This is a genomic window from Xanthocytophaga agilis (assembly GCF_030068605.1).
Classification (GTDB): Bacteria; Bacteroidota; Bacteroidia; order Cytophagales; family 172606-1; genus Xanthocytophaga; species Xanthocytophaga agilis.
This window is the reverse complement of the sequence record NZ_JASJOU010000002.1, coordinates 545769-562027: the sequence shown is the minus strand read 5'-3', so window position 1 is coordinate 562027 and position 16259 is coordinate 545769. Positions and strand designations below refer to the sequence as shown.

The 16259-nt window shown below is 37.6% G+C and carries 8 protein-coding genes; 2 read left to right on the top strand and 6 right to left on the bottom strand.

All coding sequences use genetic code 11. The features are described 5' to 3' along the window. Window positions 1–26: 26 nt before the first annotated feature. On the bottom strand, window positions 27–1163 hold the full coding sequence (locus QNI22_RS09125) for a sensor histidine kinase (RefSeq protein WP_314510347.1): 1137 nt from the start codon (window positions 1161–1163) through the stop codon (window positions 27–29). Between the two features lie 284 nt (window positions 1164–1447). On the opposite strand from QNI22_RS09125, the gene QNI22_RS09120 reads away from it, so the two are divergent. After that, window positions 1448–2365: a Nif3-like dinuclear metal center hexameric protein gene (locus tag QNI22_RS09120; RefSeq protein WP_314510346.1), complete on the top strand. Its 918-nt coding sequence runs from the start codon at window positions 1448–1450 to the stop codon at window positions 2363–2365. 364 nt (window positions 2366–2729) lie between these two features. Here QNI22_RS09120 and QNI22_RS09115 read toward each other — a convergent pair whose 3' ends face one another. Further along, complete coding sequence (locus QNI22_RS09115) at window positions 2730–4304, bottom strand: hypothetical protein (RefSeq protein ID WP_314510345.1); 1575 nt, start codon at window positions 4302–4304, stop codon at window positions 2730–2732. An 877-nt stretch (window positions 4305–5181) separates the two neighbouring features. Between QNI22_RS09115 and QNI22_RS09110 the strand changes: the two genes are divergently transcribed. Beyond that, entirely contained in the window at window positions 5182–5385 is a 204-nt protein-coding gene (locus tag QNI22_RS09110; protein ID WP_314510344.1) for a hypothetical protein, read from the top strand. 123 nt (window positions 5386–5508) lie between these two features. On the opposite strand, the gene QNI22_RS09105 is transcribed toward QNI22_RS09110, so the two are convergent. The 4 genes from QNI22_RS09105 to QNI22_RS09090 all read right to left on the bottom strand — a co-directional run bounded on the left by QNI22_RS09105 (window position 5509) and on the right by QNI22_RS09090 (window position 16258). After that, window positions 5509–7872 carry an ABC transporter permease gene (locus tag QNI22_RS09105; protein WP_314510342.1) on the bottom strand — a complete coding sequence of 788 codons (2364 nt, stop codon included), beginning with the start codon at window positions 7870–7872 and terminating at the stop codon, window positions 5509–5511. Between the two features lie 454 nt (window positions 7873–8326). Beyond that, complete coding sequence (locus QNI22_RS09100; RefSeq protein WP_314510340.1) at window positions 8327–10951, bottom strand: ABC transporter permease; 2625 nt, start codon at window positions 10949–10951, stop codon at window positions 8327–8329. Window positions 10952–10953: 2 nt separating this feature from the next. Further along, window positions 10954–13599: an FtsX-like permease family protein gene (locus tag QNI22_RS09095; RefSeq protein ID WP_314510339.1), complete on the bottom strand. Its 2646-nt coding sequence runs from the start codon at window positions 13597–13599 to the stop codon at window positions 10954–10956. Beyond that, the gene (locus tag QNI22_RS09090) at window positions 13592–16258 is read right to left on the bottom strand and encodes an ABC transporter permease (RefSeq protein ID WP_314510338.1); all 2667 of its coding nucleotides are present in this window, start codon (window positions 16256–16258) and stop codon (window positions 13592–13594) included. The genes QNI22_RS09095 and QNI22_RS09090 overlap by 8 nt, the downstream gene beginning before the upstream one ends. Window position 16259 lies beyond the last annotated feature (1 nt).

Below are 16259 nucleotides of genomic sequence, written 5' to 3'. Positions count from 1 at the left end.
TAGTTTTATTAATGTATACTTTTTGCTCAAAATCCTGTAAGTACAGGTATATGAGTGGTTTGTTGAGTAAGTTCTGATAGATACAACTGCAGTTTTACTTTAAAACAATCCGTTTCATCCTGTATATCAAGTGTATATTGATCTGAATAGAGTAAATCCAGTCTTCTTTTTACATTTTCCAGACCAATACCTCCATAATGAACTACCTGTACAGATGTATCAGAAGATTTGCTATTGGCAATTGTAACATCTAACTCTTTCTGATGTAAATACAAGCCAATTTGTATCCAATTGGCTTTGTCTGTGTGTTTAGATACATGCTTAAATGCATTCTCTACAAATGTCATTAATACAAATGGTGCTATACCTAAATGCTGGGTATCAGAATTATCTGCCTGAATGGTAAGTTCTACCTGTGTACTTTGTCTAAGTTTTTCGAGTTCAATAAAGTTTTTGAGATATGAGATCTCTTTATCCAATGAAATTAGTTTGTCATTACTTTCATATAATTGATGTCTGAGCAATTCAGAAAACTTAGCCAGAGAATCTGATGCCATATGAGGATTTTTATGGATCAGAAAGAATATAGAATTAATCGTATTGAATAGAAAATGAGGATTGATCTGATATTTGAGAAATTTTAACTCTGTTTCCAGTTTTTCCTTTTCCAGTAAACGTTGTCTTCTTTCTGTTTGAATCCACTTTTTAGTGAGTTTGATACTCATACCTAACGTCATACTGGCTAGGGTGGATGGGAATGTATTGGTAATAAAGAAATAAAAGCAGTTTTTATCATTTCCAAATAGATCTGCAACTGTCTTATGAGACAAAAAGGCTGTTAAATAGTAACCAGGAACAATTAATAAAGAGGCACATATAATTGTGAGTGCCAGATAGATAATATATTCTGTAAGCTTGTTTTTTTCAAGATATCTGGGAATAAGAAAATAGAGATTGAAACAAACTGCCAGTGTTTGTACAATGACATAGAAGATATACTTTGGAAAAAAAGATGTCAGAAATATACTTTCGGCTGCTTTAATTGGATTGCCTATGGCAATTACCCACCAGACATATTGATAACCACACCAAAATAAGATATGGTGAACCTTGTATTTGAAAAACCAATGCTGGTTTGGTTTAGTATAGGCCAACTGTTTCATCCGAAAAGGGATATCCTGAGAGTAGTTCCAGGTAGTGGAGTTTGCTTGTATTTAAAAATACAGTGATTCGGCAAAATAGACAATTCTCCAGGGTTTTATTTCTGTCCTATATGAAGTGTGTCAAATACTTGACAAGTGGATGGTAGTATGAGATGAAGGGATGAACAAGGTAATCTATCAAAATTGTTATTGTTTGGAAAAGCGAAGGTGAAATTTATTACACAGACAAATGATAACTTGCAAATAAGTACTAAGCTATAGAATCACTTATAATTCCCTGCACCATGAACAATCTACATTCTTTACTTCAATCATCTGCTGTAAGTAGACGATCCTTTCTGTCTAATACGCTAAAATCTGCGGGTAGTCTGGCTTTGCTAGGAGTAAACCCCTCTTTTGCAGCAGGTAGTGCAAAGCAGCTTACAGTACAGGAAATCATGGATCTCATTTTGAAAGAAGGTGGATTGACACCTCTGTCAGATACGGTGGATACATTAAAAGCTGGCCGTGCTGATCAGGTAGTTACAGGAATTGTAACTACTATGTTTCCTACCATTACAATTATCGAAGAGGCGGCAAAGCGTAAGGCTAACTTTATCATTGCTCATGAACCCTCTTTTTATAATCATAAAGATGACCCAGCCTGGGTACCTAACAATATGGTGGTTAAACAAAAGCAACAGTTATTGGAAAAGCATAAGATTGCTATCTGGCGGTTTCATGATTATTGTCACTCTATGAAGCCTGATGCTGTGAGTTATGGAGTAGCTAAAAAAGCAAACTGGTTATCTTATTATAAGACAGGAGAAAGGATGTTAACTATTCCTGCACTTTCCTTAAAACAATTGGTGCAACATTTGAAAACTTCTCTTGGCATCGGACATGTACGTGTAATCGGAAACCTGGATCAGTCCTGCTCCCGTATTGCCTTGCTACCTGGTGCATGGGGTGGTCCAAGACAGGTGTCGACTGTTGAGTCAGAGAAACCGGATGTATTGATTGTAGGAGAGCTATCTGAGTGGGAAACTGCCGAATATATACGGGATAGTCGATTAATGGGATCTAAAATAGCTTTGATTGTGTTGGGCCATGCTGTAAGTGAGGAACCTGGGATGGAGTGGTTTGCTGAGTGGTTACAACCCAAATTGACAGGGATTAAAGTTACTCATCTGGCATCCGGAGATCCGTTTATCTGGATGTAAAATATAACATGAGTCATCCCGAATATTGGATGAGAGCAAAACCCGAGCCTATTACTTTTATAAGTGTGGGCTTGGGGTAATTTTTGAGAAACGTTTCTTTCTGAATTGGTTTCTTGTTCCTTACATCGTTCTTCTTGTAGCTTCTTCATTTTTTTCTTGTCCAAAAAATGAAGCAAAAAAGGACACTTTTCTCCGATCCTTCTGCCCGCAGGCCAAAAGCCAACCTCGCGGAGAAAAGAAGCCCTACGCACCTACACTGCCATTCGCTATTTAAGTCGTCTTTTCTCTCTTTGTGACATTTGTTATTACTTTCTCAATGACATCTTTTACTTAAAATTTGGGATGACTCATGTTGTGTCCCATGTCATTTCAGGTTTTTCAATGTTTCTTGTATCTCTTTTGTAGAACTCTTCTTTAGATTAATCTCATACGTTCCATTTTCTGATATAGTGATAGGTTTCATTCCCATATAGGGTTGTTTGTTTTGATAAGCTAATGCAATGATAGTTGCTTTCTCTCCTATTGGAAGTTTGGTATAGGGGGCAGATGATCCTGTAAAACGATAAAGAGAATCTTTGGTATTACTTCCAGAGAGGGCAATGTGTCGATCGTCAAGAATTAATACGGCAGACACCGATGAACCCAATGAATTCGGAGCATGTATGGATGCCAGAATATTGGCTTCTTTGGCTTTAGGGTCATTATAAAACTGATCACAATTAATCCAGCCAAGTTTAGCTACTACAAAAGAATTCTGTGTTATTTTTTGAGCCTCCTGTTTGTTTTTATGGTTTGTTATCAGTTGCTGTTGACGTGTATATGCATTCATAATTTCGTCAATCTCTTTTGGCGTTTTACCCTTTTTCTTTAGACGTTGCCGTGCATCTTTTTTGCTAGGGTCAACACCTGCAAAATCTATAACTTTTGTGAGGCGTTGTTTGTAAAAGTCTTCAAATTTTTTCTCTAAATCAGCAGACTGTATGTTCCAGTACCAGTACTTATGAGAATTAGTTTTTTTTGCCCAAGACTTTATTATAATATATGCTAATGAATCACAATACCAGAGATCTTTATCAAGATTATTTAGATAAGCATTTGCAATAGTTGGATCCCAAACTATTTTTTCTTCATGTTCATCTAGAGTGTTATGAATAGTACTTCTGTTGCCAATTGCTGTTATATACCAGAATCGTTCTTCAAATTCTCTTGTTGCAATGAATGTGTTTTGCAACTTAGAATTTAAAAATGTCGTAGAATCGGGTCCAGAATTATAATCGTATATAGAGTACCAACTGCTATCACGATTAGAACTTACAACAGTATAAGATGTCCAGTATGTATAGTCAAATACTTCAAGTGGCAGAGGAATGAGTTTATTATCTAGTTTGCCGGTTTCTTCCCAGTTCATATTCCCTCTTGTGTCATAAGTTCCTGAGAATATTTTTGTCTGTGAAGTACCAGATGCTTTGGCCAGAATGGGTAGTTCAATACGTAGTTGTTTATCTGGAGCTAATGTGACGGATTGGCCGTTGGCTTTTGCATCTATATAAAGCATCCCTTCAGATTGAAGAAGTTTACCATTGGAGATAGTTTGCAGGCGGGAACTAACAAAATCCCCCGCAGAAAAAACTTCTACCAGTTCAATGTCTACTTGTCCTATTACAGGGTGTCCGCTGGCATCTACAAAGCTGTTTTCAGGTATAAATACAAACGTACCGTACTTGCCTGTTATAGCCTGATCTGTATCTGCTTTAACCTGGAATGTTTGTTTGGCTGGACGTAGTTGAGTTAAAAGTGAATCAGCTGGTGACGGAGAAAAATCTACTCGTTTTTCAATAGCTACTGGTGGTTTTGAAATAGATTGTTCTTTCTTTTCATCAGATGAACACGCCCAAATCGCAAGTATTGTGATACAAAGTACAATCTGAATAACTTTCATAGAGGGTAAATATAGTTAAATAGGTGTCATTCAAATATATTCCTTTTACTCAAATGCAGGTTTTCTAGCAAGCTTTATATAAAAGGCTATAATGGCAATACAGGGTAACAAATCAATTAGCATTTGTATTTTTGTTCTATCGAATGTGGGACCTTGGATTGTATAGAAAGGTATTAAGAGAATAGATATTATATGGGATAAAAAGATGCTTAAACCAATGAATCGTATATTAATTTTTATCGATTTTTTCTGAATTCGAAAGGACTGTATAAGAAGATAGATAATAATACACATCATACTAATCCCGACAATTATCATAAAATATAGTCCCGTATTCTCTTCAAGTTCGGATATGATGGAATGTGTGAATGGAGTAAAAGACTGAATCAGAATATAGGCAAGAAAGCTGTTCCGAAGTTTATACTCCTTATAATTGTTCATTACAACTGCTAGGGAAAAAAGAAGGGCAATGAATAAAAACTCACTGCTGAATAATAATAGGTCTACGATAGTTTTGCTTAAGTCTATAACTCCTGTTTTGAAAAAAAATAATGAGAGTATATTAGTACAATATGCAATTGAGAGAAGGAGAAGAAAAATAAAATAGTCTTTGCGAAGTCTAGGAGGAGTGAACATGAATAGTGAAGATTTTGTCTTCAAGTATAAATAAAGAATACTGTATTTTGGAGACTGACTGCATTTTTGTCTATACTATTATCAGACATTCAGATTATCAGTTATTGAAATTGACTGAACCTTCCAAAATGCCGAAATTTGTTCTATTGAGTGCAATTGGTCTGAAAGAGTCAGCCAGGTCCGGAACTGTTTGATATTCTTTTTGACTGATGCTTTTTTCTCACACTAATGTACTACAGCTATGACCATTAACCGAAGAATAATGCGCAATTGGAAGTCGTTGCTTTTAGGGGTTTTTACCTTTAGCGGGTATTTACTTTGGATGCTTAATCGGATTGATACCCAGTCTTTTATAGCTTTGCTTGGATTTATGACTACCGCTGGTTTCTTTACTCTGCAAAAAAGCCGGAAGGTGGTAAAAGAACAAGAATCGGTGAATAGTTGATTTTTGATGTTGCAATAAAATTATTGATAATAGTATTAATATATACTAATCAAAGGATCTTATTCTTTAGATATAGAACAAAACAGCCCTGTTATTGCAGGGCTGTTGTATTTTAGTGTATTACTATTCTGATCGCAAAGACTTCACAGGATTAGCTATGGCCGCTTTGATAGATTGGAAACTGATTGTTAGTAAAGCGATGCATACAGCCAGGATGCCTGCCAGTGCAAAAATCCACCAATGCATATCTGTACGATACACAAAGTTTTGTAGCCACTGATTTAATGACCACCATGCCAGAGGAGTAGCAATTACAAATGCAAGTAGTACCAGCTTTAAAAAGTCCTGTGATAACATCGATACAATGTTGGCTACAGAAGCTCCCAATACTTTTCGGATACCAATCTCTTTGGTACGTTGCTCAGCTGTAAACATTACCAATCCAAATAAGCCCAGGCAAGAAATAAATACACCCAGAAAAGCAAAGCAATTAGCAAGCTTTCCAATTACCATTTCACTTTTATATTGTTTCTGAAAAGTAGCATCCGCAAACTCATAAGAGAATGGATATTCCGGATTATAGACCTTAGAGGCTTTTTCAATTTCTACCAATGCCTGTTGAGTTTTACCAGGTTGAGTACGAACAACAATCTGTCCCCAGGCAGGATGAGCGTCCAATCGGAAAATAAGTGGTTCAATGGCTACGTGCAGCGATTGTAAATGAAAGTTTTCCATTAGACCAACGATCTTTCCTTTGCGATCCCACATAGTTAGGTCTTGTCCTACAGGATTTTTCATTCCCATTCGTTTCGCAGCTTCTTCGTTGATAAGATAATTGGCAGTGTCGGTTCCAAATTCTTTAGAGAAATCTCTACCATCCTTTAGTTTAATTTTCATCGTTTTGATGAAGTCGTATGAGATATCTGTATTTGCAAATGGAATATTGTCTTTTGGATTTTTTCCTGCCCATTCTACTCCAGATGTAGAACTCCTCATCTCAGTTGGAATCTGGGTAGATGTTGATACAGACTGAATAGCGGAAGATTGAAGAAGAGTTGTCTTGAATGTTTCAAAGTTTTTGGCAATAGAACCTTCAATAGGCACATAAATTACATTTTCACGATCCAATCCCAGGTTCTTATTTTGAATGTATTGTATTTGCCTGTATACGATAATTGTTCCTGCAATAAGAATGATAGATAAGGTAAACTGAAAGACAACCAGTGCTTTACGGAAAAGCAATGCTTCTGGTTTAAACTTAAGAGATCCTTTCAGGATAGTTATCGGATTGAGAGATGACAGAAACAAAGCTGGATAGCTTCCTGAAATCAATCCTGTCACTAGTGCCAGGGTCAGTATAGTGAACCAGAATGAAGAACTTGCAATTTGTAGGGAGATGTGTTTTTCTGTAAGTGAATTAAAAGTAGGAAGAAAAAGTACAACCATCAGCAAAGCTACAGCCAGAGAGATAAAAGTAGTCATAATCGCCTCTCCCATAAATTGTCCAATCAGGAAGCGTTTGTCAGCTCCTACTACTTTACGAATACCTACTTCCTTGGAACGTTTGACTGAACGGGCAGTAGCCAGATTCATAAAGTTGACACAGGCAATTAGCAAGATAAAAATAGTAACAATGGAGAATAGGCGAATATATTCAATACGACCGCCTGTTGGCTTACCATTTTCAAAGTGGGAGTGAAGATACCGTTCAGAATAAGGTTGTAAAAAGAGTTCAATTTTGCTAGCTTCCTTTTCACGTTTGCTGATCAGGTAATTTCTAAGTTTTTGGTCTACTTTTTCCCATGACGCATCCGGATGAAGTAGAATCAGTGTATGAGGACCATTACTAGTCCATTCCTTAGTCCAAGCATTTTGCTGTTCAAAATCCTGATAGGGGAGCAGGTAATCGAATTTTAAGGAAGAATTATCTTGTATATTCTCAAATACACCACTGACTTTGAAATCTTTTTGGTTATCTATATGGATAATTTTATTAATGGGATTCTGCTGACCAAAATACTTTTCAGCCAACTTGCGTGAAATCACTACCTGATCCGGAGATGACAACACTGTCTTAGAATTACCCTGAATCAATGGAAAGCTTAGCATTTCAAATATATCCGAACTGGCATAACGACCCTTTTCTTTTCCGGATTTATCTCCTGTACGAAATAACAAATCGTGTTCCCAGGTAATAGCAAGCGAATGGGTAACTTCCGGAACCTCTTTTCTGATATATTCAGCCAGAATGCCAGGAGTAGAATAGGTATCCAATGTTTTATCATTATCGTAATACTGCACTTCACGTAACTGATACAGGCGTTCTCCATTTTTATGAAAAGCATCTGTACCTACTTCATCCTGTATCCAAAGAAAGATAAACAGACTGCAGGCCATCCCCAGCGAAAGACCCAGAATGTTAATAAATGAGAAACCCTTATTCTTTGACAGGTTTCTCCAGGCAATAGTAAGGTAGTTGGATAGCATAGTTTCAGGTATTAAAAAAAGTGTAGTAATGGTATGATGTTGAGATCGGCTTGCCTTTCGAAAAACATTCTAAAAAATATAATACTCTTATCAGTTGCTGGGGAGATTATAACTACATAGGTATAGATGCATTATATTGGAAGTTGTTGCATATATACGCTAAAATTTATTTGTGATAGAAGTAAAAGCCTGTGTATTTGTAAATGTTGGATAGCAGATCGAAAATGCTTTACCAAATAGTTTCTTGGTCGCTATATGAAATAAACGAGAGATCTAAGCAGGAGTTAAATGAAAGTCTGCTGTTGAGGAATTACCTCTTGTATATAAAAAAATAAAAAAGAAGAAACCTGTAAAGATGATAATAGTAGAGTAATTGGAGAATACTGTACTCTGGTGTTGGGTTGACTGAATGGATAACTCAACACCAGAGTATAAAGAGTGTAATTACTTTTCCTTATTCATTCCTAAGTGACTTAACTGGATTTAGTAAAGCAGCTTTGATGGATTGAAAACTTACTGTCAACAAGGTAATTAGTAAAGCACCTACCCCTGTGATTAGAAAAATCCACCACGATATTTCTGTGCGGTAGGTATAGCTTTGTAGCCAACTATTAAGAAAATACCAGGCTATTGGAGTAGCAATGACAAAGGCAGTAAGCACCAAATACACAAAGTCCTTGGAGAGTAGTGCCCATAAATTGAATATAGACGCCCCCAGTACTTTCCGAATACCAATTTCCTTGGTACGTTGTTCGGCTATGTATGAAGCCAGACCTGATAATCCCAGACAAGAAATAAAAATAGCGAGTACTGAAAAGAAAGTAATCAACTTACCCATTCGTTCTTCTTCTCCAAACTTCTGAGCATATTCGTTGCTTACAAATTTGTATGCGAAGGGAGTATCTGGATCATACTTTTTTAAGACTGTCTCTATTGTTTGTAGCGCATCCCGAGTACTTTGAGCTGGATTTATCCTTGCGTTAATAAAATTACCCTTTCCGTTGTTAATCTTATAAATTGTTTTTTTAACAGGCTCATAAGGAGACTCCATGATCATATCATTGATTACTCCAACAATATGGTATATAGATGTTTGACCAAAAGCAGTTTGTCGAATTGTTTTCCCGATAGGATCTTTTAAGCCTATAAAGTCAGCTGCTGTTTTGTTCAAAACAATACCCGTTGAATCTGTTGCGAATTTCCTTGAAAAATTCCGACCTGCCTTAAATTGCCAACCTACTGTCTGACCAAATTCATGATCTACATAAACAGTAGCAAAGCTTGCCTGTTGTTCTGTTTCTTTTCCTGTCCATTCATAGCCATTTGAAGTGAAACTAATTCCCGTCATAGGATTGAGTGATTCAGATAACTCCACTATGGTAGCCGTCTTCTTTAGCTCATACCGAATGGCGTCCAGATGCTTATGAATATCAGGAGTAGGGGTTTCAATCATAATCAACCCATCCCGACTATATCCTACAGGTCGGTCTTTTGAGAATTGAACCTGCTGGAAAATGATAATGGTGCTTATAATCAGTGCGATAGAGACGGTAAACTGACCTACTACGAGAACTTTACGTGGTATAGCTGAAAAACGTCCAGCTACGAAGGTGCCTTTGAGCACATTCACTGGCTGAAAGGAGGATAGATAAAGAGCCGGATAACTTCCTGCCAGTAAGCCGGTGAATAAACAAAAAGTAATGCTTACTAACCAAAATAAGGAGTTGTTCCAGGCTATGGATACATTCTTATCTGCAATATCATTAAAGAAAGGGAGTACAAGTTGAACTAGTAGTATACATAATGCAAATGAAAATGCCACTACCAGTAAGGACTCACTAAAGAACTGGCTAATTAACTGATGTTGCAATGATCCAATAGCTTTTCGAACACCTACTTCCTTTGCTCTTTTTTCAGAACGAGCTGTTGATAGGTTCATAAAGTTGATACAGGCCAGCACTAAGACAAAAATACCAATCATGGCATATATCCATACAAACTGAATGCGCCCACCTGTGCTCACACCATTTTTAAATTCAGAATACAACCGCCATTGGGACATTGGGAAAAGGAATAGTTCTGGTTTTGCCAATGCTTCTTCTTTATCACAATGCTTCAATTTAATATCTCTGATTTTCTTTGATACATCGGTCATATTTACATGATCTGCTACTTGTACATAGGCTTGAAAGCCATTCTGCCACCACGCATCTTTCTGTATCCATTTTCTACTGCTTACATATAAACTCCAGGGTGCTATAAACGCCATATCATTAAAATCTGAATTACGTGGTAAATCTTTGTATACTCCAGTTACTTTTACATCCAGTGTATTTTCGATCTTCATCAGTTTGCCTACTGGATTAATATCACCAAAAAAGGCTTTAGCCATTGATTCTGATAGCAAAACAGAATGCGGTTCGTTCAATCCCTCACGTGTACCATAGAGCATAGTAAGACTCAGCATCTCTGCAACTCCTGGTTCAAAATAGTATCCATTTTGTATTAACTTAGTTGATTCTGTTGATAGAATAACACGTGTTGGATTGGACGCCATTAAGATATGTTTGAAATTAGAACTGTACTGACTCCTCAATGCATCTCCCAATGGCGGTGATGCTGACCAAAGCGTGCCTATTTCCCCATCATAGTTTCTGTTTTCCATTACTCTGGCAATACGGTCATAGTTTTTATAATTTTGGTTAAAGGATAATTCATCATAGATCCATAAGCCAATGAGCATAGCCACAGCCATTCCTGCAGCCAATCCCGCAATGTTGATAAAGGAATATCCTTTATTACGGGTCAGATTCCGAAACGCGATGGTTAGATAATTTCGTAACATAGTGGAACTGAATGTAGATTGTGAGTATTCATTTTTCGTCTTTTTAAGAACAACTGGACGTATCAGACTTAGTACATCCATTATATATCGAATGCGTGCTTTTTTCTCTCCTAAAAGTTTGACTCGTTGTAGAAATAGTTCTTCTAAATCCCCTTCCATCTCTTCTATTAGATGATTCGTACAGAATAAATGCAACAGGCGGGTCGCCAAGCGAGGTGGTTGTGGAGTCTCCATACTTATTCGTTGCGTAGCGTATTAACCGGATTGGTTAAAGCTGCTCTGATAGATTGAAAACTTACTGTTAGTATAGCTATCAGCCATATAAGCAGTGCAGATCCTGCAAATACTTTCCAGTCAATGGCAATGTGATAGGCAAAGTTTTGAAGCCATTGGGTGGCTACCCACCATGCAAAAGGCCAGGCAATTAAAGTAGCTATCAATACAGGTTGTAAAAAGTTCTTTAAAAGAAGCATAATTACTTCCAGAACAGATGATCCAAGTATCTTACGAATGCCAATTTCCTTGGTACGTAACTCTACTGTATAGATAACCAGGCTAAACAATCCCAAACAGGATATTAGAATAGTAAGCCCGGAAAATAACTGGAAGACCTGACTCATTCGGTTTTCGGATGCATATAACATATTCAGCTTCTCATTAAGAAATGTATAACTGAATAAGGTTTCTGGTGAAAGTGAATGAAAGGTAGATTTCAGTAATTCCAATGTTTCAGGTAGGTGATTGCCTGCAACATTGATCAGCATATAATTTGTCTGAAATGGTTTATGTACAATAACCAGTGGTTCGATGGTAGAGTGTAGAGAAGCAAAATGAAAATCTTTTACAATCCCCATTATTTTTCCGGTATCACCACGAGAAACAAACTGCATTCCAAGAGGTGAATCCAGATTCATAGCTTTTATGGCTGCCTCATTAAGAATGTAAGCTGTTTGATGGAGTTGTAAATGATCAAAACCATTGCCTTCTTTTAATTCTATACCCAACGTAGATAGAAAGTTGGAATTAACCCAGATATGGCGTAATTGAAATTCTTTTTGAGGATCATTTACAGGAATAAACATATCTGTACTAAACCGGTCTCCAGGTAGTGTTGAGGTCATGGAAAAATCTGAAACAGCAGGATTTGTGCGTAAAGTCTGCATGATTGTTTCAATTTTATTATACATTTTGCCATACACTTTTACCGCAATTACCTGTTGTTTATCAAATCCAATGTCTTTACTGTGAAAGAAGCGAAGTTGTTGATAAATAATCAGTGTACTGAAGATCATAAATACAGATACTGCAAACTGAAACACAATCATTCCTTGCCGAACCCACCTGATAGATGATCGGGGTGTTTTCTTTCCTTTCAACGATTCAATAGAATTGAACCCGGCAATAAACCATGCAGGATAGCTACCTGCCAGCCAGCCTACTAGTACTACCAGTACTAATACAAAACCTATATTCTGAAGTGTAAATAGTTGATCTACCTCTATTGGTCGGATTGAGAGGGTATTGTAAAGAGGGATAATCAGTCTGAATAGAAACAACGCCAGACTTGTTGCTATAAAAGCCAAAAGGAAGGCTTCGCCTACAAATTGTCGGATCAACTGGCTTTTACTGGCCCCCATAGCTTTGCGTACACCTACTTCTTTCATTCGTTTGAAAGCTTGAGCTGTAGATATATTGATAAAATTCACTGCCGCAAGCAGTAGAATAAGAGCCGCAGCGACTGAGAATATATAAACATACATACTGTCACTATTAGGTGCTATCTCTTTCTCAAGCTTTGAATGCAGATGAATATCCTGAATAGGTTGCAAGTGTAATTTGCGTGTGGAAAAAATTTGTTGTGGGGTTTCACCTGTAGGAGCATAGAACTTCTTCATAAACTCTGGAAACTTTGCTTCTATGGTTGTTTTGGATTGAGATGGATCTAACAATACATAATTGTAAAAACTACTCCATCCTGGGTTATGCAGATCTTCTTTGCTTAATGTCTGATAACGGGTACTCATCGATATCAGATAGTCGAATTGCAGATGCGTGGGGAATGGAAATTCTTTTACAACTCCTGTAACTTTCATAGGAATATTGTCCATATCATCCTGAATTACCTTACCTATAGGGTCCTGATCTCCAAAATATTTCTTGGCCATTGCTGTGGTAAGTATAATCGTGTTCACTTCTTTCAGTGCGGTTGTGAGATCTCCTTTCACCAATTCCATATTGAACATATGTACTACAGCAGGATCTGCATAAAATCCACTCTTCTCTTCAAAGCGTTCGGAAGTGCCGTTTGTAGACGTATAACTGAATATTCGATCAGGATAAGGTCGGTGAAAACGTGCAACTTCTGTTATACCTGGTATTTCCTGAGCCATAGATTCACCTATCAAAGGTGCTGTTGCTGCCCAGTGACGTGTTTTTTCGCCTATATTTTCCAGTGTAATACGGTAAATACGGTCAGAGCCGATAAACTGTTTATCATAGTGAAGTTCATCTCTGACATATAAAAGAATAAAGAGGCTACAGGTAATGCCTGCTGCCAGTCCAATGATGTTTAAGGAACTGTTTAGCTTTTGTCGTAGCAGATTCCGCAAAGCAATAGTGAGATAATTGCGTATCATAGAAGAGTCAGGTAAAGGTTGTATATAATCACTGGATTTATTTTTGAAAACAAATGAACGCATTAGACTCATTACATCCAGTACATATCGGATACGAGCCTTTTTCTCTCCCAACAGTTGAATCCGCTGGAAGAATAATTCCTCTAAATCACCTTCTATTTCCTCCACCAGATGATCTGCACAGAATAAATGCAACAGGTAAGTTGCCCATCGGGGTGGTTCCGGATGCTTTTTTGATTTATTCATTCCGCAAGGACTTAACCGGATTCATCAATGCTACTTTGATCGATTGAAAACTCACGGTCAACAAGGTAATTACTAAAGCTCCCGCACCTGTCACAGCAAAGATCCACCAGTATATATGGGTTCGATATTCATATGTTTGTAACCAGTTGTTGAGAAAATACCAGGCTAGAGGGGTGGAGATGACAAAAGATAAGGTTATCAGCAGAACAAAGTCTTTGGATAATAACTGCCAGATGCTCATTATGGTTGCCCCTAACACTTTCCGAATGCCAATTTCTTTGGTGCGTTGTTCGGCAACAAATGACGCCAAACCAAATAAGCCTAAGCATGAAATGAATATGGCAAGTAGTGCAAACACAGAGGCTAACTTCCCGATTCGTTCTTCTTCTGCAAACTTTTTGGCATAATCCTGATCTACAAACTGATAATCAAAAGGTGCAGTAGGAATAAGCTTCTTAAATACTGCCTCGATCTTAGACAATGCTTGAGATGTACTTACTCTAGGATTAAGTCTGATATTGATCCAGCTTACAGATCCATTAAAACCCTGAATGTAAAATAGGGTGGGTTTTATAGGTTCATAGGGTGAGTCCATAACCATATCTTTGATTACACCGAGAATCCTGTACTGTTTGATTTTCTGACTTTGTGACCACGTCCAGGATACCGGTTCACCTACAGGATTTTTTAATCCCATATATCGGGCTGCTGCTTCGTTAATAACCATCCCCGATGAATCACTAGCTAGCTCTCTTGAAAAATCTCTTCCTGCTACAAACTGCCAGCCTACTGTTTTACCATGTTCAGGTGTTACAGTCAGGGTTCCAAAATCTTTATCCTGGTTTTGTGTCTGACCTTTCCAATTGAATCCACCATTGCCAGAGGTAACTTCTGTAACCTTACCCATTGATTCTGACATTTCTGTCACTACTCCTGTTTTCTGTAAAGCAGTTCGTAACAAATCGTATTTACCATAGAAATCGGCAGATTTCATTTCCATCGTTATCAACCCTTTTCTGTCATATCCTACTGGTCGGTTTTTGGCGAACTGAATTTGTTGATACACAACAATAGTGCAGATGATCAAAGTGACGGATACTGTAAACTGAAGTACTACCAATAGTTTGCGTGGAGTTGAGGCAGATCTTCCAATATGTAATGTGCCCTTTAGTACTTTAACAGGATGAAAGGAGGATAAATACAAAGCCGGATAGCTTCCTGCCAGTAAACCCGTAATTCCAATGAATCCAATACTTGTTAGCCAGAACCAGGAATTGCCCCAAAGCATATGCATATCTTTATTCGCTATCCCATTAAACCAGGGTAGTGAAAGTTGAGTAAACAAAAGCGAGAGGCAAAAGGCAAAAATGACAACCAGATAAGATTCTCCCAAAAACTGACTTATCAGTTGCTCTCGGAGAGAACCAAGGGTTTTACGAATACCCACTTCTCTGGCACGTTTTTCACTTCTTGCAGTTGAAAGATTCATAAAGTTGATACAAGCCAGTAAGAGTACAAAGCCACCAATAATACCTACAAGCCAAACCATTTGTACAGGGCCTTTTTCGGGTATACCTTTCTCAAAAGATCCGTAGAGGTGCCATTGACTCATAGGATGTAAGAAGATCTGTGGATGATGAGCTACTTGTTCTTGTAAACCTTCCAGATTTTTTATCTTATCAAGTTCTGTGTCTTTGATTGTATTGGAAATTGTTTCAAAGCTGGTGTTGGGTTTTATTTGGGCATAAATGCGCAGGAAATGATTATTCCAGTCATTTACAGCCCGTTTTTCAATCCATTCATTCATCGAAACCCACAGATCAAAAGGTGCAAAGAACTGTATTTCGTGAAACTCAGTATTTTGAGGCAAATCTTCATAGACACCTGTTACCTTAACATCTATGGATGCATTTATTTTTATGAATTGATTAAGCGGTTCTTTATCTCCAAATAGTGCTTTAGCAGTGGACTCAGATAATAGAATAGAGTGAGGATCTCTTAATCCAGCCCAAGTACCTCTGAGCATTTTTAATGTCAGCATTTCCGGAGCTCCATCTTCAATGTATATTCCTATTTTAGAAACCTTTGCATCTCCATGAGAAAGAATATAGGATTGTGTCCATGAAGCTTTTAACAAATGAGTAAACTGGTCTCCATAGGCGTTCTTCAGTTCTACAGCAAGTGGATATTGTAGACTATTACCAATGTGAAGTTCTTGTTCATCTGTAACCTGATTCATAACTCTTGCAATGTGATTGTAATTCTGATGGTACTGATTGAATGACAATTCATCATATACCCACAGGCCAATCAGCATAGCGACTGTCATACCTACAGCAAGCCCTGCAATGTTAATAAAAGCATAGCCCTTCTGGCGGACCAGGTTGCGAAAGGCGATCATTGCGTAGTTTCGGAGCATAATTGAGTTTGGTAAAAGTGAATACTCAGTAACTTTTTGCTTTAAAACAAAGAGGCGTATCAGACTTAAAACATCTAGTACATATCGAATACGGGCTTGCTTCTCACCCATAATCTGAACTCGTTGGTGAAACAATTCTTCTAGATCGCCCTCCATTTCTTCAACTAAATGATCTGCACAGAATCCATGCAACAACCTTGTTGCCCAATGGGGTGGCCTTGGTAGGTGAGGTGTCGCCATA

What these genes read in the sequence shown, in the direction of transcription:
- QNI22_RS09125 (WP_314510347.1), bottom strand. Translation starts at nt 1,163, where the DNA reads ATGAAACAGTTGGCCTATACTAAACCAAACCAGCATTGGTTTTTCAAA.
- QNI22_RS09120 (WP_314510346.1), top strand. Translation starts at nt 1,448, where the DNA reads ATGAACAATCTACATTCTTTACTTCAATCATCTGCTGTAAGTAGACGA.
- QNI22_RS09115 (WP_314510345.1), bottom strand. Translation starts at nt 4,304, where the DNA reads ATGAAAGTTATTCAGATTGTACTTTGTATCACAATACTTGCGATTTGG.
- QNI22_RS09110 (WP_314510344.1), top strand. Translation starts at nt 5,182, where the DNA reads ATGACCATTAACCGAAGAATAATGCGCAATTGGAAGTCGTTGCTTTTA.
- QNI22_RS09105 (WP_314510342.1), bottom strand. Translation starts at nt 7,872, where the DNA reads ATGCTATCCAACTACCTTACTATTGCCTGGAGAAACCTGTCAAAGAAT.
- QNI22_RS09100 (WP_314510340.1), bottom strand. Translation starts at nt 10,951, where the DNA reads ATGGAGACTCCACAACCACCTCGCTTGGCGACCCGCCTGTTGCATTTA.
- QNI22_RS09095 (WP_314510339.1), bottom strand. Translation starts at nt 13,599, where the DNA reads ATGAATAAATCAAAAAAGCATCCGGAACCACCCCGATGGGCAACTTAC.
- QNI22_RS09090 (WP_314510338.1), bottom strand. Translation starts at nt 16,258, where the DNA reads ATGGCGACACCTCACCTACCAAGGCCACCCCATTGGGCAACAAGGTTG.